Raw genomic sequence first — 18,038 nt, 5'->3', positions numbered from 1 at the left:
GCACTGCCAACATTGACCGGAAACCGGTAAACAAGTTCCCAAAACGGTAATAAAGTCAATGCTGGCACGGGAAAAACTATCGTGGCGCCAGCTCGTTCAAATGGCGAGCGACCGCGATCCATGCACCGATATACCCCAACAGTACCGCTCCGATCAAGAGCGACAGACCATCGGACGCCGGCACCCCACCCAGGGCGAAGTCACTGCCATACAGCCCGGAGAGCCCGACGACCGCCTGGTTCAGCCAGTTCAGGCCGAATGCCAGGATGCCCCAGGCCAACAGCCCCGCGCCCAGGCCATACAAGGCGCCCATGTACAGGAACGGCCGGCGTACATAGCTATCGGTGCCGCCGACCAGCTTGATCACTTCGATCTCGGTACGACGGTTTTCAATATGTAGACGAATTGTGTTACCGATTACTAACAGCAGCGCAGAAATCAGCATGACGGCCAGGCCGAAGACAAAGCGATCGCCCAGCTTCAAGATTGCCGCCAGGCGCTCGACCCAGACCAGGTCCAGCTGTGCCACTTCGACCTTTGGCAGCTCCGACAGCCGCTGACGCAAGGCTTCAAGTGCTGGCTTGTCGACCTCGGTCGGGGTCACCACCACCACGCCAGGCAGCGGGTTCTCGGGGAGCTCGCGCAACGCCTCACCCAGGCCGGACTGCTGCTGGAACTCTTCCAGCGCTTGATCGCGGCTGACATACAGCGCGTCGGCCACCCCAGGCATGTGCTTGATCTCATCGCGCAGCGCTTCACCTTCCTTGCTGCCAGCGTCGAGCTTGAGGTACAGCGAAATCTGCGCGGCGCGCTGCCAGGAGCCGCCGAGCTTTTCGACGTTCTTCAGCAGCAACGACAGGCCCATGGGCATGCTCAACGCCACTGCCATTACCAGGCAGGTGAAGAAGCTGCCGATCGGCTGCTTGCCGAGGCGACGCAAGCTGTCGGCCATGCTCGCGCGATGGCTTTCCAGCCAGGCGTGCAGCAGTGTGCGGAAATCTGGGCCGTCATCGTCGTCGCGCTTTTTCTTCGCCGGTTGCGGGTCGGCGGGTTTCGGCGCAACCCGTTCGGAAACCTTCGGCGTACGTGTAGTGCTCATTGCCCGGCCTCCCCATCGCCGATCAAACGGCCGCGCTGCAGGGTCAGCATGCGATGCCGCATGCGCGCGATCAATGCCAGGTCGTGGCTGGCGATCAATACCGTGGTGCCCAGGCGGTTGATGTCTTCGAACACGCCCATGATCTCTGCGGCCAGGCGCGGGTCAAGGTTGCCGGTGGGTTCGTCGGCCAGCAACAGGGCCGGCTGATGGACGATGGCACGTGCGATACCGACCCGTTGTTGCTGCCCCGTGGACAAATCGGCCGGGAACAGTTCGCCTTTGTCGGCCAGCGAGACACGCTCCAAGGCCGAGTCGACGCGTTTGGTGATCTCGGCCTTGGACAGGCCGAGGATCTGCAGCGGCAAGGCGATGTTGTTGAACACCGTGCGGTCGAACAGCAGCTGGTGGTTCTGGAACACCACACCGATCTGCCGGCGCAGGAACGGGATCTGCGCATTGCTGATCTGGCCCAGGTCCTGCCCTGCCAGCAGCAGCTTGCCGCTGGTCGGGCGCTCCATGGCCAGCAGCAGGCGCAGCAAGGTGCTCTTACCGGCACCCGAGTGCCCGGTGACGAACAGGAATTCGCCCCGGCGCGCCCGGAAACTCAGCTCATGCAAGCCTACATGGCCATTGGGATAGCGCTTGGCAACCTGTTCGAATCGGATCATGGATGCTCTCGCTCGGCGAACAGCGCTTTGACGAACGGCTCGGCTTCGAAGGTGCGCAGGTCGTCGATACCTTCACCCACACCGATGAAACGGATCGGAATACTGAACTGCTTGGCCAGGGCGAAGATAACGCCGCCTTTGGCGGTGCCGTCCAGCTTGGTCAGGGCCAGGCCGGTCAGCTCGACGCTCTGGTTGAAGTACTTGGCCTGGCTGATGGCGTTTTGGCCGGTGCCGGCGTCGAGCACCAGCAGCACCTCGTGCGGCGCCTCGGCGTCGAGCTTGCCGATCACTCGGCGCACCTTCTTCAGCTCTTCCATCAGGTTGTCTTTGGTGTGCAGACGGCCGGCGGTATCAGCGATCAGCACGTCGACCCCACGGGCCTTGGCGGCCTGCACGGCGTCGAAGATCACCGAGGCCGAGTCGGCACCGGTGTGCTGGGCGATTACCGGGATCTGGTTACGCTCACCCCAAACCTGCAACTGCTCGACCGCCGCGGCGCGGAAGGTGTCGCCCGCAGCCAGCATGACCTTCTTGCCTTCCAGCTGCAGCTTCTTGGCCAGCTTGCCAATGGTAGTGGTCTTGCCGGCGCCGTTCACGCCGACCACCAGGATCACGTAGGGCTTGTTTTGCGCCTGGATCTTCAACGGCTGCTCGACCGGACGCAGCAGCGCGGCCAGCTCTTCCTGCAGCGACTTGTACAGCGCATCGGCATCGGCCAACTGCTTGCGGGCGACCTTCTGGGTCAGGTTCTGGACGATGGCCGAAGTCGCTTCCACGCCAACGTCGGCGGTCAGCAGGCGGGTCTCGATCTCGTCGAGCAGGTCGTCATCGATGACTTTTTTGCCCAGGAACAGGCTGGCCATGCCTTCGCCGATACTGGCGCTGGTCTTGGACAGGCCCTGCTTGAGGCGGGCGAAGAAGCCGGGTTTGGACTGTTCAGTGGCGACCGGCGCGGCAACGGGCTCGGGTTCGACCGGGGTCGGGGCTGGAGCTGCTGGAGCTTCTGGAGCTTCTGGAGCTGGAGCTGGAGCAGGCGCCACGACCGGGGCGGGCTCGGCAACCACCGGCGCTGGCTGGGGTGCGGCTGCCACCGGCGCGGCGGGCTCGACCGATGGTCGCTCAGGAATTGCAGGCGGGGCCGTGGGCTCAAGGTCCGGCACCAGGGCCACAGGCTCTTCGGCAACTGGCAATACCAGATTGCTGACAGGCGGCTCGACGGCACGAATTACCGGGGCTTCGGGGGCGGTCACCACCGGCGCTTGGAGTTCGACCTGCGGCGCGCTGGCTTGCGCGTTCGCGGGCATGCTCGCCGCCACTGGGGGCTGGGCAGGCTGAGAAGGCTCAGGATCAGCCAGGGCCGGTACAGGTTGAGGCGGCTCGGGCGCAACAGGGGCTTGTGCGGCCACCGGCTCGGCCGGCGCCACAGCAGGCTGCTCGACGGCAGGCTGCGCTGCTACCGGCTCTTCAGCCTGTGGCTCGGGGGTTTGCGGCTGTTCGGCGACAGGTTGCTGCGGCTTCTTGCGAAACCAGCTGAACAGGCCTTTCTTTTCGCCAGACTCGGCCGGCGCTTTTTTGTCGTCGTTGGAACCAAACATGGAGGACGGCTATCTCAGGGTAGCGATGCGCCAGCAATGACGCATCGGGAATTCTCTATACGCAGAACAGACTATCTTGAAGCCGGCTGGTTCATGCGCAACGTTTTGTCTTAGTGTCCTGTGGGCCAGAACGGCGACAGGCATGGTCGCCAGGCAACCGGATCAGTATCCTAGCACCTCCTGGCCCGCCGACGCTAAACCCTGCGGGCCGCCGAACAGGTTAAACACCGTATGAATGCTCTAGCCCGCCGCGCCGCTGGCCTGTTGCTCGGCACGCTCTGCCTGCCGCTCGCGGCCTTCGCCGCCGATGTGCAACCGACCCACGAATTCATCCTCGACAACGGCCTCAAGGTGGTCGTGCGTGAAGACCACCGCGCGCCGGTGGTGGTCTCGCAGATCTGGTACAAGGTGGGCTCCAGCTACGAGACCCCGGGCCAGACCGGCCTGTCCCACGCCCTTGAACACATGATGTTCAAGGGTAGCGCCAAAGTCGGCCCCGGCGAGGCCTCGCGCATCCTGCGCGACCTGGGTGCGGAAGAGAACGCCTTCACCAGCGACGACTACACAGCCTATTACCAAGTGCTGGCCCGCGACCGCCTGCCGGTGGCCCTTGAGCTGGAGGCCGATCGCCTGGCCAGCCTGCGCCTGCCCGCCGACGAGTTCAGCCGCGAAATAGAAGTGATCAAAGAGGAGCGCCGCCTGCGCACCGACGATCAGCCCAATGCCAAGGCGTTCGAGCTGTTCCGCGCGATGGCCTACCCGGCCAGTGGCTACCACACCCCGACCATTGGCTGGATGGCCGACCTCGACCGCATGAAGGTCGAAGAGCTGCGCCATTGGTACGAATCCTGGTATGCGCCCAACAATGCCACCCTGGTGGTGGTCGGCGATGTCACCGTCGATGAGGTCAAGGGCCTGGCGCAAAAGTACTTCGCCGGCATTCCCAAGCGTGCGGTGCCGCCCGCCAAGCTGCCGCTTGAGCTGGCCGAGCCCGGCCAACGCCAGTTGACCTTGCACGTGCGCACCCAGTTGCCGAGCCTGATCTACGGCTTCAACGTACCTGGCCTGCCGACCGCCAAGGACCCGCGCACGGTGCATGCCCTGCGCCTGATCTCGGCCCTGCTCGATGGCGGCTACAGCGCACGGATGCCAGCCCGCCTGGAGCGCGGCCAGGAACTGGTGGCCGGTGCGTCGTCCAGCTACAACGCCTTCACCCGTGGCGATAGCCTGTTCCTGATCTCGGCCACGCCGAACGTGCAAAAGCAAAAAACCATGGACGACGTGGAAAAGGGCATCTGGCAGTTGCTGGAAGAGCTCAAGACCACGCCACCCAGCGCCGAAGAACTCGAACGCGTGCGCGCCCAGGTGATCGCCGGCCTGGTCTACGACCGCGACTCCATCAGCAGCCAGGCCACCACCATCGGCCAGCTGGAGACCGTGGGCCTGTCCTGGAAGCTGATCGACAGCGAACTGGACGAGCTCAAGCGCGTGACCCCGCAAGACATCCAGAACGCTGCGCGCACCTATTTCACCCGCGAACGCCTGAGCGTTGCCCATGTATTGCCCGAGGAGTCCGCTCATGAGTGATCGCAGCGTACCACGCCATACCCTGCTGGCCACGGGCATCCGCGCCCTGGCGCTGGCGGCGGTATTGACGGCCCCGGCCCTGGCCGACAACGCGGCCAAGGCTGACAGCACCGCGGCCCGCCCAGCCAATACCCTGCAGTCGCTGGCCGAGCTGGACGGCAAGGCCCCCAGCCGACGTCAGCTGAACATCCAGCACTGGAACACCGCCGAAGGCGCCCGGGTACTGTTCGTCGAAGCCCGCGAACTGCCGATGTTCGACCTGCGCGTCACCTTCGCCGCCGGTAGCAGCCAGGACGGCGGCACGCCAGGCCTGGCCGCCTTGACCAACGCCATGCTCAACGAGGGCGTGGCCGGCAAGGACGTGACCGCCATTGCCGAAGGCTTCGAGGGCCTGGGCGCAGACTTCGGCAACGGCTCGTACCGCGACATGGCCGTGGCATCGCTGCGCAGCCTGAGCACCAAGGACAAGCGCGAACCGGCGCTCAAGCTGTTCGCTGAAGTGGCAGGCAAGCCGACCTTCCCCGAGGACGCCCTCAAGCGCATCAAGAACCAGATGCTGGCCGGCTTCGAATACGACAAGCAGAACCCCGGCAAGCTCGCGGGCAAGGCCCTGTTCGGCAAGCTGTACGGCGACCACCCGTACGCCCACCCGAGCGACGGCAGCGCCGAGAGCATCAACGGCATCACCCTGGCACAGTTGCGCGCCTTCCACGCCAAGGCCTACTCGGCCGGCAACGCGGTCATCGCCCTGGTCGGCGACCTCAGCCGCGCCGAAGCCGAAGCCATTGCCGCCCAGGTATCCGCCGGCCTGCCGAAAGGCCCGGCGCTGGTCGCACCGGCACAACCGACCGACCCCAAGGCGGGCCTGACCCACATCGACTTCCCGTCCAAGCAGACCCACCTGATGCTGGCCGAGCTGGGTATCGACCGCCAGGACCCGGACTGGCCGGCCCTGTCGCTGGGTAACCAGATCCTCGGCGGTGGCGCGTTCGGCACCCGCCTGATGAGCGAAGTGCGTGAAAAACGCGGGCTCACTTACGGCGTCTACTCGGTGTTCAGCCCGATGCAGGTACGTGGCCCGTTCATGATCAACCTGCAAACCCGCGCCGAACTCAGCGAAGGCACCCTCAAGCTGGTCCAGGACATCCTGGCCGATTACCTCAAGAGCGGCCCGACCCAGCAAGAGCTGGACGATGCCAAGCGCGAGCTGGCCGGCAGCTTCCCGCTGTCCAATGCCAGCAACGCCAGTATCGTTGGCCAACTGGGGGCCATTGGCTTCTACAACCTGCCGCTGACCTGGCTGGAGGACTTCATGCAGCAGTCCCAGGCGCTCACCGTCGAGCAGGTCAAGGCCGCCATGAACAAACACCTGTCAGCCGATAAACTGGTGATCGTCACCGCGGGCCCCAAGGTGCCGCAAAAACCGCTGCCAGCCCCCACTGACAAGCCTTCCGAGCAACCGCTCGGCGTACCGGAGCACTAATGCCAAGATCCACCCCTCCCGCCCGCCCTCAGCCGGGCCACAGCAAGGGCCAGGGCCACCTGCGCATCATCGCCGGCGAGTGGCGCAGCCGCCGCCTGGCGGTGCCTGAAGGCGACGGCCTGCGGCCAACGCCTGATCGCGTACGCGAAACCGTGTTCAACTGGCTCGCGCCTTACATCGAAGGCGCCCGCGTGCTGGACGCCTTCACCGGCAGCGGCGCGCTGGTGCTGGAAGCCTTGTCGCGCGGTGCCGAAGACGCCGTGGCACTGGACAGCAACCCCGCCGCCATCAGCAACCTCAAAGACAACCTCGAGCTGCTGCGCTGCCCTCGCGGGCAAATTCTGCAAACCGACGCGCTGCGCTACCTGCAGAACCCGGCCAAGCAGCAGTTCGACGTAGTGTTCCTCGACCCACCGTTCCACCAGGACCTGCTGGCCAACACCTGCAACCTGCTGGAACAGAACCAGTGGCTGCGGGAACAGGCGTGGATCTACACCGAGAGCGAGACCGCACCCTCGGCCTTGCAACTGCCGGGCAACTGGCGCCTGCACCGGGAGAAAAAGACCGGCCAGGTGCATTACGCGCTCTGGCAGCGGGGCTGACGGTCTGACACCTGGCGGGCGTACATAGTCCGCGTCCTGCGTTGACGTATATAGCTACCCCACCGCCACCGGCCCCATGGCTGAAGCTGCTCCTTCGTTAATAGCAGGAGCACTTCAGCCATGACGGAACACCCAAAGCCGGCACCTTCGGTACAGTTCTTCTCACTTGCCAATGGCCTGCGCGTTTACCTGCGTGAAGATCGTCGCGCCCCGCTGGTCAGCGTGCAGCTGTGGTACCACGTAGGTTCAAGCTACGAGCCTGACGGCCATACCGGCCTATCACATGCCTTGGAACACCTGCTGTTCGAGGGCAGCAGCAAACTGCCCAGTGGGCAATATTCGACCTTGATGACCCGCCTCGGCGGTGACCCGAATGCGTTCACGCTGCAGGAGGCCACGGTCTTTCCATTGACCTTGCCCGTCAGCCGGCTGGAGATCGCGCTGGAAGCCATGGCCGACACCATGGCCACTGCGACACTCAGCGATGCGCCTTTCGCCCGCGAGCTTGCCGTGGTCATGGCCGAGCGGCGTGCCGATGTCGACAACAATCCCTTGGCGCTCGCATTGGAACATCACCAATTGCTGGCCCATGGCAACAGCCGCTATGCAACACCGGTGATCGGCTACAAGACCGACCTCGCCCTCATGACCCCAGCCGCGGCCCGCACCTGGTATCAAACCTGGTATCACCCAAACAACGCCACCCTGTCAGTCGCCGGCGCCATTGATCTGCAAAAACTGCAGACACTGGTAGCAAGGCATTTCGCTGCAATCCCCGCCCACCGTCTGCCGCCCGAACAAACACCCGTCGCAGTTTCGGAGCTGGCTCGACGCTCGCAAACATTGCACCTGCAAGGCCTGAGACCTGGGGTGATCCTCAGCTTCAATCTGCCCAGTCAACGTACGGCCAAGAACCGCACGCAAGCCCTTGCTTTACAACTGCTGCCCGATCTCCTGAGCGAAGGCCAGGCCGCCACACTCCACAGTCGCCTGCTGATAACCGAACAGGTCCTGCAAGGGCTGAAGTCGACGTACGAGCCGTACCGACGCGGTGACAGCCTGCTGACCTTTTATGCCTACTGCAGCGAGCACGTCACGCCCGAGGCGGCCGCTGACAGGCTGATGGCCGAGATCGCTGACTTTCGCCAGCGATTGCCCAGCATTCAAGACCTACAGCGAGCCAAGGCACGCTGGCTGGCCAGGCAAGTGTTTGCCCAAGACGACATCGCGGAGCAGGCACGTGTCATCGGCATGCAGGCGGTCTGTGGGCTGGCCCCCGGCGCGCTGGACGATGAGAGAGCAACCCTCGAAGCAGTGACGGCCGAGCAGATACACCAAGCTGCAGTCGACTACCTGACAGAGCCTCGTGCCGCGATCACCCTCATGCACAGCAAGGAGAGCACCGATGAATGACCGGATACTGGCACCCCTGGCGACACCTGGCATTTACGGCGGCCTGCTCAGCGCGCAAGGGCTGGACCTGCTGCGTTTCGAATCCATCCAGACCCAGGCATACACCTGGAGAACCGACGCTGGCACAGCAGTGACCTTCGTTGAAGCACGCGGTTTGCCGATCGTCGATGTGGAGCTGCGCTTCAAGGCAGGCACTGCTCAGGCTGACCAACCCAGCCTGGCGGCGCTGACGCTGTACATGCTCGACGAAGGCAGCCAGCATTTGGACGCCGTCGAGCATGCCAGGCGTATCGAACAGCTCGGGGCTATCGTCGAAAAAGAGATACGCCTCGAGTACACGACCCTGAGCCTGCGCAGCTTGAGCAACAGCGCCCTGCTCGAACCCGCCATCGAGCTGTTCACCAGCCTCGTTGCACAGCCAGCCTTTCCCGCACCCGCGCTGGACAAGGTCAAACGCCAGCTAGCGCTGCATGACACATACCAGGCCAGGCAACCAGTGCTCAGAGCACGCAACGAAGCGTATCGCCACCTGTTCAGCGGTCATCCCTACAGCAGCCTTCGGGGCGGTACTGCACAAGGGCTTGCAGCCGTCACGCCGGAACACCTGAAAGCGTTTCACAGACGCGCCTATTGCGCCACCAATCTGGACATGGTCATTGTCGGGGACCTTTCCCGGATAGAGGCACAGGACATTGCACAGCGCCTCAGCCAGGCATTGCCTCAAGACTGGGCTGCCGCCGAGCTGCCAGCCACGCCTGACACCCGCGGCGCAACGATCGACATCGAACAGGCCGGAGCGAGCACTACAGTCTTAATGGCGCTACCGATGAACGTACCGGCCAACGAGCCCGAGAGCCTGGCGCTGGTGTTGGCCTGCGAAGTACTGGGGGTGGGTACAGATTCCCGCCTGATGAAAGCGTTACGCCAACGTCGAGGGCTGACCTACGACATTCGCAGCCATTGGGTTCCCATGCGTGCAGGAGGCCTGTTCGCGATCGAATGGGAAATTGCCCCGCAACATGTAAACGGCTCACAGAACCTGGTAGACACTGTGCTGCGTGACTTTATCCAGAACGGGCCCACAGAAGCCGAGCTGCAACTGGCCCGCCAGCGGCTCGCAGGGCAGCTGCTGCGCGACGTTGCCCAGAACAAGCGCCTGGCAGCGCGGCTCATGAAAGCGGCCCAACAACGCCTGCCTGCCGATCATCTGAACCTGTACGTCGAGCGCATGGCCGCCCTGACCCCAGGGGCGATTCGTGAAGTCATGCAGCGCCGATTCGACCTGACGCGCAAAGTGCTGGTCAGTGTCGGCCCGGCTGCCGATCAGCAACCGCTACCGGCCTCCGACCAATAGCGCAAGTACAGCGGCAGCGTTTCATGGCACTCTAGGCAGGCACATCACGAGTTGCCCAGCATGCCCAGTTTCACTGCCACGTTCCGCCCGGCCGTCGGCCTGTCCAACCCCCATCTGCAAACCCTGTGGGGGCCGCTCTGGCGCAAGCTGCCCGAACTGCAACGCGACCGCGAGCGGCTGTGGCTGGCCGATGGCGATTTCATCGACCTCGACTGGCACGGCCCGCACCAACCGGATGCACCGTTGGTGCTGGTCCTGCATGGCCTTACCGGTTCCTCCCACTCGCCCTATGTCAAAGGCTTGCAGCAAGCCCTGCAGGGCCGCGGCTGGGCCAGTGTGGCGGTGAACTGGCGAGGTTGCTCGGGCGAGCCGAACCTGCTGCCGCGCAGCTACCACTCCGGCGCCAGCGAAGACCTGGCAGAAATCGTCGCCCACCTGCGCGCCCAGCGCCCATTGGCGCCGCTTTACGCGGTGGGTTATTCGTTGGGTGGCAATGTGTTGCTCAAGTACCTGGGCGAAAGCGGACCGGCCAGCCAGCTGGAAGCGGCGGTTGCGGTCTCGGTGCCGTTTCGTCTGGACCAGTGTGCCGACCGCATCGGCCAAGGCTTTTCGAAGGTCTACCAGGCGCACTTCATGCGCGAGATGCTGGCCTATGTGCAACTGAAGCAGCGGCATTTTCATGAGAAGGGCCAGCATGAGCGGCTGGCGGCGCTGCAACGGCTGGGGCCGCTGACCAACCTGCGTACCTTCTGGGACTTCGACGGCAAGGTCACCGCGCCGCTGAACGGGTTCAACGATGCACACGACTACTACCGGCGCTCATCGAGCCGCTTCTTCCTGGGGGAGAATCGCACCCCAACCCTGATCATCCACGCCAGCGACGACCCGTTCGTCTCTAGCCACAGCTTGCCCCTGGCCAGCGAACTGGCGCCGCAGACGCACTTTGAACTGCACAACCGCGGCGGCCATGTGGGCTTTGTCGATGGCAGCCTGCGCAACCCGGGGTATTACCTGGAGCGGCGGATTCCGCAGTGGCTGGTAGAGGGCGCTTAGCGGCGGCCCGGGTCAATCCCCGGTAGCCACCCCGTGCGCCGGGTTGTTGATCCATTCGCTCCACGACCCCGCATACAGCCGCCCCAGCGGATAGCCCGCCAGTGCCAAGGCAAACAGGTTGTGGCAAGCGGTCACGCCCGACCCGCAGTAGGCCACCAGGTGCTCCGGCGAGCGCCCGGCCAGTTTTTCTGCGAACCGTTGCTTGAGCGCTTCGGCCGGCAGAAAACGCCCGTCGGCCCCCAAGTTGTCGGTGAACGCCGCGCACTGCGCGCCAGGGATGTGCCCGGCGACCGGGTCGATCGGCTCGACTTCACCCCGGAAGCGCGGCAGCGCGCGGGCGTCGATCAGCGTCAGCTCGGCATCGCCCAGGTGCTTGGCCAAGTGCGCGGCATCAATCAGCAGCTTGCTGTCCGGTTCGCCCTTGAAGGTCCCTTCGCGCTTGAGCGGTGGGTCCAGGCTCAGCGGCAGGTGCGCCGCATGCCATGCCTTGAGCCCGCCATCGAGAATCGACACGCCGCTGCGCTTGCCCAACCAGGCCAGCAACCACCAGGCACGAGCAGCAAACGCACCCGGGCCGTCGTCGTACAGCACCACCTCGCTGTCATTGTCCACGCCCCACTCACGCAGACGCTCGACCAGCCGCGCCGCATCGGGCAACGGGTGGCGCCCCGTACGCCCCTTGCTTATCGGGCCGCTGAGGTCGCGCTCCAGGTCAGCGAAGTGGGCCCCGGCAATATGCCCCTCGGCATAGCTGCGTTGGCCATAATCCACATCCTCGAGGGCAAAGCGGCAGTCGAGGATCACCAAATCGGGCGAGCCCAGACGCTCGGCCAACTTTTCCGGGGTGATCAATTGCGCAAGGGGCATGACAATCTCCTGATCGATAGCACTCGAGCCCTGGTTTACAGTTCCAAGGCCTGGTTGAAGGGTACGTGGAATTCCTGGCACAGCGCGTCCACGGCGCTGCGGGCATCGGCGGTGACAAAGCCGAGCTCCAGCACCAATACCTGATAGACGCCCCGCTTGAAGGCTTCTTCACCCAGGTGCGCGGAATGCTCGCGCGTGGTGCTGAGAAAGCGCACCCACGAGGTCAGGACGATCCAGGCGTTGATGGTCAGCGACTCGATCTGCGCCGGCGCCATGGCCAGGATTCCGGCGTCGACGAAGCCACGGTAAATCGCCTGGCCCTGACGCAGGCAGCGTTCGGAAAACCGCCGGTAACGGGCGGCCAGCTCGGGGTCGCTGTCCAGCAGGTGCTCCAGGTCGCGGTGCAGGAAGCGGTAGTTCCACATCGCCGCGAGCAGGGCCTTGAGGTAGAAACGTTTGTCTTCCACGGTGGCGCAGCGCCCTTGAGGCGGGCGCAAAAAGCTGTCCACCAGCTCTTCGTACTGGCTGAACAACAGGGCGATGATCGCCTGCTTGTTGGGGAAGTGGTAATACAGGTTGCCGGGCGAAATTTCCATGTGCGCGGCAATGTGGTTGGTACTGACGCTACGTTCGCCCTGCTGGTTGAACAGCTCCAGGCTGTTCTGCACGATGCGCTCTCGGGTCTTCATGCGCGGGGCCATGCTCAGCTCCCAGTCTGCGGGCCTTGATCAAAGGGCCATCTTAAGGCGTATCCGGTGTGGAATACACCGCTCGACGCCAACGAAAAATTCGCACGATCGTTCGGATTAGAGTATAGGCTCTAGGGATTTCCTGCCCGGATTCGAGCCGATATGACCTCGCCCGTTGACGTGCCTCCTGTGCATTCCGACCTCGACCTGACGGCGAGGTTCGCCGCCCAACGCCTGGCCTTTGCGGGTAACCCCGCCCCCCCGGCAGCCCAGCGCCGGCAATGGCTGAAGAGCCTGCGCGAGGCACTGCTGGCCGAGCAAACGCAGCTGATCGAAGCCATCGATCAAGACTTTGACGGGCGCAGCGCCGATGAAACCTTGCTGGCTGAATTGCTGCCCTCGGTCCAGGGCCTGCGCCACGCCGAAAAGCACCTGCGACGCTGGATGCGCGCCAGCCGGCGCCGCGTCGGCCTGGCCTTTCAGCCCGCCAGCGCGCAGGTGCGCTATCAACCGCTGGGCGTGGTCGGCATCATCGTGCCGTGGAATTACCCGCTGTTTCTCGCCATTGGCCCGCTGACCTGTGCCCTGGCCGCCGGCAACCGGGTCATGCTCAAGCTCAGCGAAGCAACGCCCGCCAGCGCCCTGGCCCTCCAGCAGTTGCTGGCGCGCGTGTTCCCCGAAGACCTGGTCAGCGTGGTGTTGGGTGAGGTCGAGGTTGCCCAGGCCTTTGCCCGCCTGCCGTTCGATCACCTGCTGTTCACTGGTGCAACCAGCGTCGGCCGCCAGGTGATGCTGGCCGCGGCGCACAACCTGACCCCGGTCACCCTGGAGCTGGGCGGCAAATCCCCGGCCATCGTCTCGGCCAGCGTGCCCCTGGACAGCGCGGCCGAGCGCATCGCCTTCGGCAAAACCCTGAACGCTGGCCAAACCTGCGTGGCCCCCGACTACGTGCTGGTACCGCGCGAGCGGCTGGGGGCCTTCAGTGACGCTTACCAGTCGGCCGTCCACCGCATGTTCGCGCGTATCGCCGACAACCCCGACTACACCGCCATCATCAACCCGCGGCAGTTGCAGCGCCTGCAGCACCTGCTGGACGACGCCCGTGACCAAGGCGCCCAGGTGCTCGACCTGTACCCAGGCGAGCCGCGCCAGGGCCGACGCCTGCCCCCTCACCTGCTGCTGGACGTGAACGACGAGATGCAGGTGATGCAGGACGAAATCTTCGGCCCGCTGCTGCCGCTGGTGCCCTACGACAGCCTCGACCAGGCATTGGCCTACATCAACCAGCGCCCTCGCCCACTGGCTCTTTACTACTTCGGCTACGACCGCAGCGAGCAGGAACACGTGCTGCGTCACAGCCACTCCGGCGGTGTTTGCCTGAACGACACCCTGCTGCATGTGGCTCAGGACGACCTGCCCTTTGGCGGCATCGGGCCTTCCGGCATGGGCCACTACCACGGCCACGAGGGTTTTCTGACCTTCAGCAAGGCCAAGGCCGTGCTGGCCAAACAGCGCCTGAACGCTGCCCGCCTGATTTACCCACCGTATGGCAAGGCCTTGCAGCGCCTGGTCTACAAGCTGTTCATCCGTTGAGCCCAAGCCCATGCAGCGTCGCGACTTGCTCCGCTTCAGCCTGGGCGCCAGCGCCTTCCTCGCCACCACCAGCCTGGTCGGCTGCACGGCACAGTCGGCCGCGCCCGGTTTCAACGTGCTGCGTGATGACGACCTGCCCCTATTGAGCGCGCTGATCCCGGTGGTACTGGCCGGCACCCAGGCCGTCGAGGCGCTGGTGCTGCACAGCCTCGATCACAAACTGGCGGCGCTGTCGCCAGAAATGCTCAAGCTCACCCGGCAACTGTTCGACGTGCTCAGCCTGCCGCTGACCCGTGGCCCGCTGACTGGCGTGTGGGGCGCCTGGCAGCAGGCCAGCAGCGAGCAGATCAACGCGTTTCTGCAACGCTGGCAGGACAGTTCGCTGAACCTGCTGCGCATGGGCCACGCCTCGTTGCTGCAATTGCTGCAGATGGCCTGGTATGAACGGCCGGAAGCCTGGGCCGCCTGCGGCTACCCAGGGCCACCGAAAATCTGACGACCACAAGAGCCTTGCCAATGCCTGTAATCGACCCGTTTCGCCAAGGCCTCGAACGCGGCTGGATCACCCACGACGGCTCGCGCCTGGCGCATGACCTGGCCCTGCAGGCCGATATCGCCGTAATCGGCAGCGGCGCTGGCGGCGCCACCAGCGCGCAGTTGCTCAGCGCCGCGGGGTTCAAGGTGCTGCTAATCGAAGAAGGCCCCCTGAAGACCAGCAGCGACTTCCACCTGCTGGAGAGCGAGGCCTACGCCAGCCTCTACCAGGAAGGCCTCGGCCGCATGAGCAAGGACGGCGCCATCACCATTCTGCAGGGCCGCGCCGTGGGCGGCACCACGCTGGTAAATTGGACCTCGAGCTTTCGCACGCCGCCACAGACCCTGGCCCATTGGGCCCGGGAGCACCAGGTCAATGGCTTGGACAATGAGGCGCTAGGCCCCTGGTTCGAGCGCATCGAACAGCAGCTGGGCATCAACCCTTGGGCCTTGCCACCCAACGCCAACAACGAGGTCCTGCGCCGTGGCTGCGAACAACTCGGCTACCGCTGGGCGGTAATCCCGCGCAACGTGCGGGGTTGCTGGAACCTTGGCTATTGCGGCATGGGCTGCCCGGTCAACGCCAAGCAATCGATGCTGGTGACGACTATTCCAGCCACCCTCGACCAGGGCGGCGAGCTGCTCTATCTTGCGCGTGCCGAGCGCTTCGAGCACAACGGCGAGCGCATTACCCAGTTGCAGTGCACGGCCCTGGATGCCCAAGGGATAAACCCCACCGGCCGGCAGATCAGCGTGCGCGCCCGCCACTACATCCTCGCCGGGGGCGGTATCAACAGCCCAGCCCTGCTGCTGCGCTCCAACGCTCCCGACCCACACGCCCGCCTGGGCAAACGCACCTTCCTGCACCTGGTCAACTTCAGCGCGGCACGGTTCAAGGCGCGCATCGCCCCCTATTACGGTGCTCCGCAGTCCATCTACAGCGATCACTTCCAATGGCTGGGCGGCAGCGGCGGCCCGGTCGGCTACAAACTGGAAGTGCCTCCGCTGCACCCGGCCCTGGCCAGCACCCTGCTGGTCGGACATGGCAGCGAAAATGCCCAGCGCATGGCCGAGCTGCCGCATACCCACGTGATGCTGGCGTTGCTGCGCGATGGCTTTCACCCAGAAAGCCAGGGTGGCACGGTCGAGCTGCGTGGCGATGGCTCGCCCGTGCTGGATTACCCGGTCAATGACTACCTGCGCGACGGTTTGCGCCGCGCCTACCGCAGCATGGCGCAGATCCAGTTTGCCGCCGGGGCCGAGCAGGTGATGCCGGTGCACAGTGATGCCCGCTACACCAACAACCTTGGCGAAGCCCTGGCGATGATCGACGGCCTGCCACTGGCGCCGTTCCGCACACGCCTGGGCAGCGCCCACGTGATGGGCGGCTGTGCCCTGGGTGAAGACCCTCGACACGCGGTGTGCAACAGCCTGGGCCAGCACCATCAGCTGGAAAACCTGTCGATTCACGACGGCTCACTGTTCCCCACCAGCATCGGCGCCAACCCGCAATTGTCGGTGTACGCCATCAGCGCCAAGCTCACCGAGGCCCTGATCGCCCGCCTGGCACACAACGCATGACAACGAATGCACCCACTGTCTATAGTGCCATCAGCCGGCCGCATGACTTGGCCGGGCGCTATCGCTGCGCTACCATCCGACTCCCCAACGCACTCCAGCCAGGATGACGCGATGAACCGAGTGTTGTACCCGGGTACTTTCGACCCCATTACCAAAGGCCATGGCGACTTGGTCGAGCGCGCCTCGCGGCTCTTCGACCACGTGATTATCGCAGTGGCGGCCAGCCCGAAGAAAAACCCCCTGTTCCCGCTGGAACAACGGGTTGCGCTGGCCCGTGAGGTCACCAAGCACCTGCCCAATGTCGAAGTCATCGGCTTCTCTTCCCTGTTGGCGCATTTTGCCAAGGAACAGGGCGCCAACGTCTTCCTGCGTGGCCTGCGCGCGGTCTCCGACTTCGAGTACGAGTTCCAGCTGGCGAACATGAACCGGCAACTGGCACCCGATGTCGAGAGCCTGTTCCTGACGCCGTCGGAGCGTTATTCGTTCATCTCCTCGACATTGGTCCGGGAAATCGCGGCATTGGGGGGTGATATCAGCAAATTCGTCCACCCCATTGTGGCTGAGGCGCTGACCGAACGGTTCAAGAAGTAAGCCTGCACGCCTGATCATCGCGCCCGCGTGCACTGCGGGCGCGAATGCGGCACAATTGTGCCCACAGCGTTGAACATGCCCGGGCTGAGAGCCCCGGCCGGAGTCCCCATGTCCCTGATCATCACCGACGATTGCATCAACTGCGACGTCTGCGAACCCGAGTGCCCGAACGAGGCCATCTCCCAAGGCGAAGAGATCTACGTGATCGACCCTAATCTGTGCACCCAGTGCGTGGGTCATTACGACGAGCCCCAGTGCCAGCAGGTCTGCCCGGTCGACTGCATCCCCCTGGATGAAGCGCACCCAGAGACCGAAGAGCAGCTGATGGCCAAGTACCGCCTGATTACGGGCAAGGCCTGATAAGCGCCGACCTCAGGGCATGCACGCTCCTCTGTAGGAGCAGCCTTGCGCTGCGAAGAGGCCGGTGAAAACGCTGCAAAACGTCGCTGCTTTCACCGGCCTCTTCGCAGCGCAAGGCTGCTCCTACAGGGCGCGCTTACATCCCACAGTGGTTCAGCGCTGGCAGCGTGGGCAGAACACGCTTGCCCGCTGGCCGAGCTTCACCTCGCGCAAGGTCGTGCCACACAGCTTGCACGGCATCCCGCCTCGCCCGTAGACGAACAGTTCCTGCTGGAAGTAACCCGGCTGCCCATCCCCGCCGATGAAATCACGCAAGGTCGTGCCGCCCTGCTCGATGGCCGCTGCCAGCACGCGTTTGATCTCGATGGCCAGCTTCAGGTACCGCGCCCGCGAAATACCGCCCGCCTCGCGGCGTGGGTCGATGCCCGCAGCAAACAACGCTTCGGTGGCGTAGATGTTGCCCACCCCCACGACGATGGCGTTATCCATGATGAACGGCTTGACCGCCATCGAGCGCCCACGGGACAGCTGGAACAAACGCTCGCCATCGAACAGGTCGGTCAACGGCTCTGGCCCCAGACGCAGCAGCAGTTCGTGGTTGAGCGGGTCGAGGCTCCAGAGCATGGCGCCGAAACGGCGCGGGTCGGTGTAGCGCAGCATCAGCCCCGACTCCAGCTCGATATCCACGTGCTCGTGCTTGGCCGCCGGCAGGCCAAGCTCGACCAGGCGCAAATTGCCCGACATGCCCAAATGGCTGATCAACGTACCGACCTCGGCATTGATCAACAGGTACTTGGCCCGCCGCTCGACGCTGACGATACGCTGCCCCGACAAGCGCACATCCAGGTCTTCGGGGATCGGCCAGCGCAGGCGCCGGTCACGCACCACCACCCGGCTGACCCGCTGGCCTTCCAGATGAGGCGCAATGCCGCGCCGGGTGGTTTCTACTTCGGGTAGTTCCGGCATGTG

The 18,038-nt window shown here is 64.5% G+C and carries 17 protein-coding genes; 11 read left to right on the top strand and 6 right to left on the bottom strand.

What is annotated here, in order from left to right; translation table 11 throughout:
* Positions 1–76: 76 nt before the first annotated feature.
* Genes ftsX through ftsY form a run of 3 tightly spaced genes read right to left on the bottom strand, consistent with a single transcriptional unit; the run spans position 77 to position 3,362 of the window.
* On the bottom strand, positions 77–1,099 hold the full coding sequence (gene ftsX / locus GIB19_RS00380) for a permease-like cell division protein FtsX (RefSeq protein ID WP_085272240.1): 1,023 nt from the start codon (positions 1,097–1,099) through the stop codon (positions 77–79).
* On the bottom strand, positions 1,096–1,767 hold the full coding sequence (gene ftsE, locus GIB19_RS00375) for a cell division ATP-binding protein FtsE (protein ID WP_027592328.1): 672 nt from the start codon (positions 1,765–1,767) through the stop codon (positions 1,096–1,098). Before ftsE ends, ftsX begins: the two co-directional genes overlap by 4 nt.
* Positions 1,764–3,362, bottom strand: a complete 1,599-nt coding sequence (ftsY, locus tag GIB19_RS00370; RefSeq protein ID WP_274882708.1) for a signal recognition particle-docking protein FtsY — start codon at positions 3,360–3,362, stop codon at positions 1,764–1,766. Before ftsY ends, ftsE begins: the two co-directional genes overlap by 4 nt.
* 231 nt (positions 3,363–3,593) lie before the next feature.
* Here ftsY and GIB19_RS00365 point away from each other — a divergent pair, with 231 nt between their 5' ends.
* From GIB19_RS00365 to GIB19_RS00340, 6 genes are all read left to right on the top strand, one after another.
* The gene (locus GIB19_RS00365; protein ID WP_027592326.1) at positions 3,594–4,949 is read left to right on the top strand and encodes a M16 family metallopeptidase; all 1,356 of its coding nucleotides are present in this window, start codon (positions 3,594–3,596) and stop codon (positions 4,947–4,949) included.
* Positions 4,942–6,432, top strand: a complete 1,491-nt coding sequence (locus GIB19_RS00360; protein ID WP_099430695.1) for a M16 family metallopeptidase — start codon at positions 4,942–4,944, stop codon at positions 6,430–6,432. The genes GIB19_RS00365 and GIB19_RS00360 overlap by 8 nt, the downstream gene beginning before the upstream one ends.
* Entirely contained in the window at positions 6,432–7,034 is a 603-nt protein-coding gene (rsmD, locus tag GIB19_RS00355) for a 16S rRNA (guanine(966)-N(2))-methyltransferase RsmD (RefSeq protein ID WP_027592324.1), read from the top strand. Before GIB19_RS00360 ends, rsmD begins: the two co-directional genes overlap by 1 nt.
* Positions 7,035–7,154: 120 nt before the next feature.
* The gene (locus GIB19_RS00350) at positions 7,155–8,447 is read left to right on the top strand and encodes a M16 family metallopeptidase (RefSeq protein ID WP_099430696.1); all 1,293 of its coding nucleotides are present in this window, start codon (positions 7,155–7,157) and stop codon (positions 8,445–8,447) included.
* On the top strand, positions 8,440–9,801 hold the full coding sequence (locus tag GIB19_RS00345; protein ID WP_274882705.1) for a M16 family metallopeptidase: 1,362 nt from the start codon (positions 8,440–8,442) through the stop codon (positions 9,799–9,801). The genes GIB19_RS00350 and GIB19_RS00345 overlap by 8 nt, the downstream gene beginning before the upstream one ends.
* 60 nt (positions 9,802–9,861) lie before the next feature.
* The gene (locus GIB19_RS00340; protein WP_027592321.1) at positions 9,862–10,854 is read left to right on the top strand and encodes a hydrolase; all 993 of its coding nucleotides are present in this window, start codon (positions 9,862–9,864) and stop codon (positions 10,852–10,854) included.
* Positions 10,855–10,866: 12 nt separating this feature from the next.
* On the opposite strand, the gene GIB19_RS00335 is transcribed toward GIB19_RS00340, so the two are convergent.
* Together GIB19_RS00335 and GIB19_RS00330 are read right to left on the bottom strand one after the other, a co-directional pair.
* A complete protein-coding gene (locus GIB19_RS00335; RefSeq protein ID WP_274882701.1) occupies positions 10,867–11,721 on the bottom strand; it encodes a sulfurtransferase in 855 nt (284 codons plus the stop codon).
* Between the two features lie 35 nt (positions 11,722–11,756).
* Positions 11,757–12,422 (bottom strand): TetR/AcrR family transcriptional regulator, encoded by a 666-nt coding sequence (locus tag GIB19_RS00330; RefSeq protein WP_027592319.1) that lies wholly within the window; start codon positions 12,420–12,422, stop codon positions 11,757–11,759.
* A 150-nt stretch (positions 12,423–12,572) separates the two neighbouring features.
* Here GIB19_RS00330 and GIB19_RS00325 point away from each other — a divergent pair, with 150 nt between their 5' ends.
* The 5 genes from GIB19_RS00325 (at position 12,573) to GIB19_RS00305 (ending at position 17,069) form a co-directional block, all read left to right on the top strand.
* The gene (locus tag GIB19_RS00325; RefSeq protein ID WP_274882698.1) at positions 12,573–14,003 is read left to right on the top strand and encodes a coniferyl aldehyde dehydrogenase; all 1,431 of its coding nucleotides are present in this window, start codon (positions 12,573–12,575) and stop codon (positions 14,001–14,003) included.
* Positions 14,004–14,013: 10 nt separating this feature from the next.
* A complete protein-coding gene (locus GIB19_RS00320; protein WP_274882695.1) occupies positions 14,014–14,499 on the top strand; it encodes a twin-arginine translocation pathway signal protein in 486 nt (161 codons plus the stop codon).
* Between the two features lie 20 nt (positions 14,500–14,519).
* A complete protein-coding gene (locus tag GIB19_RS00315) occupies positions 14,520–16,118 on the top strand; it encodes a GMC family oxidoreductase (protein WP_274882693.1) in 1,599 nt (532 codons plus the stop codon).
* A gap of 111 nt (positions 16,119–16,229) precedes the next feature.
* Positions 16,230–16,709 (top strand): pantetheine-phosphate adenylyltransferase, encoded by a 480-nt coding sequence (gene coaD / locus GIB19_RS00310; protein WP_016393341.1) that lies wholly within the window; start codon positions 16,230–16,232, stop codon positions 16,707–16,709.
* Positions 16,710–16,817: 108 nt separating this feature from the next.
* The gene (locus GIB19_RS00305; RefSeq protein WP_027592315.1) at positions 16,818–17,069 is read left to right on the top strand and encodes a YfhL family 4Fe-4S dicluster ferredoxin; all 252 of its coding nucleotides are present in this window, start codon (positions 16,818–16,820) and stop codon (positions 17,067–17,069) included.
* 153 nt (positions 17,070–17,222) lie between these two features.
* On the opposite strand, the gene mutM is transcribed toward GIB19_RS00305, so the two are convergent.
* Entirely contained in the window at positions 17,223–18,035 is an 813-nt protein-coding gene (mutM, locus tag GIB19_RS00300) for a bifunctional DNA-formamidopyrimidine glycosylase/DNA-(apurinic or apyrimidinic site) lyase (protein WP_027592314.1), read from the bottom strand.
* Positions 18,036–18,038: the final 3 nt, after the last annotated feature.

The sequence above is a fragment of the Pseudomonas sp. ITEM 17296 genome (genome assembly GCF_028895205.1).
Lineage (GTDB): Bacteria > Pseudomonadota > Gammaproteobacteria > Pseudomonadales > Pseudomonadaceae > Aquipseudomonas > Aquipseudomonas kermanshahensis.
Note: the sequence above shows the minus strand (reverse complement) of the source record. Positions and strands in the feature narration are given on the sequence as shown.

Bases quoted from the DNA above. Each gene is read 5' to 3' on its own strand.
- ftsX (WP_085272240.1), bottom strand. From the start codon at position 1,099: ATGAGCACTACACGTACGCCGAAGGTTTCCGAACGGGTTGCGCCGAAA.
- rsmD (WP_027592324.1), top strand. From the start codon at position 6,432: ATGCCAAGATCCACCCCTCCCGCCCGCCCTCAGCCGGGCCACAGCAAG.
- ftsE (WP_027592328.1), bottom strand. From the start codon at position 1,767: ATGATCCGATTCGAACAGGTTGCCAAGCGCTATCCCAATGGCCATGTA.
- ftsY (WP_274882708.1), bottom strand. From the start codon at position 3,362: ATGTTTGGTTCCAACGACGACAAAAAAGCGCCGGCCGAGTCTGGCGAA.
- GIB19_RS00345 (WP_274882705.1), top strand. From the start codon at position 8,440: ATGAATGACCGGATACTGGCACCCCTGGCGACACCTGGCATTTACGGC.
- GIB19_RS00315 (WP_274882693.1), top strand. From the start codon at position 14,520: ATGCCTGTAATCGACCCGTTTCGCCAAGGCCTCGAACGCGGCTGGATC.
- coaD (WP_016393341.1), top strand. From the start codon at position 16,230: ATGAACCGAGTGTTGTACCCGGGTACTTTCGACCCCATTACCAAAGGC.
- GIB19_RS00305 (WP_027592315.1), top strand. From the start codon at position 16,818: ATGTCCCTGATCATCACCGACGATTGCATCAACTGCGACGTCTGCGAA.
- GIB19_RS00365 (WP_027592326.1), top strand. From the start codon at position 3,594: ATGAATGCTCTAGCCCGCCGCGCCGCTGGCCTGTTGCTCGGCACGCTC.
- GIB19_RS00320 (WP_274882695.1), top strand. From the start codon at position 14,014: ATGCAGCGTCGCGACTTGCTCCGCTTCAGCCTGGGCGCCAGCGCCTTC.
- GIB19_RS00360 (WP_099430695.1), top strand. From the start codon at position 4,942: ATGAGTGATCGCAGCGTACCACGCCATACCCTGCTGGCCACGGGCATC.
- GIB19_RS00350 (WP_099430696.1), top strand. From the start codon at position 7,155: ATGACGGAACACCCAAAGCCGGCACCTTCGGTACAGTTCTTCTCACTT.
- GIB19_RS00335 (WP_274882701.1), bottom strand. From the start codon at position 11,721: ATGCCCCTTGCGCAATTGATCACCCCGGAAAAGTTGGCCGAGCGTCTG.
- GIB19_RS00340 (WP_027592321.1), top strand. From the start codon at position 9,862: ATGCCCAGTTTCACTGCCACGTTCCGCCCGGCCGTCGGCCTGTCCAAC.
- GIB19_RS00330 (WP_027592319.1), bottom strand. From the start codon at position 12,422: ATGGCCCCGCGCATGAAGACCCGAGAGCGCATCGTGCAGAACAGCCTG.
- GIB19_RS00325 (WP_274882698.1), top strand. From the start codon at position 12,573: ATGACCTCGCCCGTTGACGTGCCTCCTGTGCATTCCGACCTCGACCTG.
- mutM (WP_027592314.1), bottom strand. From the start codon at position 18,035: ATGCCGGAACTACCCGAAGTAGAAACCACCCGGCGCGGCATTGCGCCT.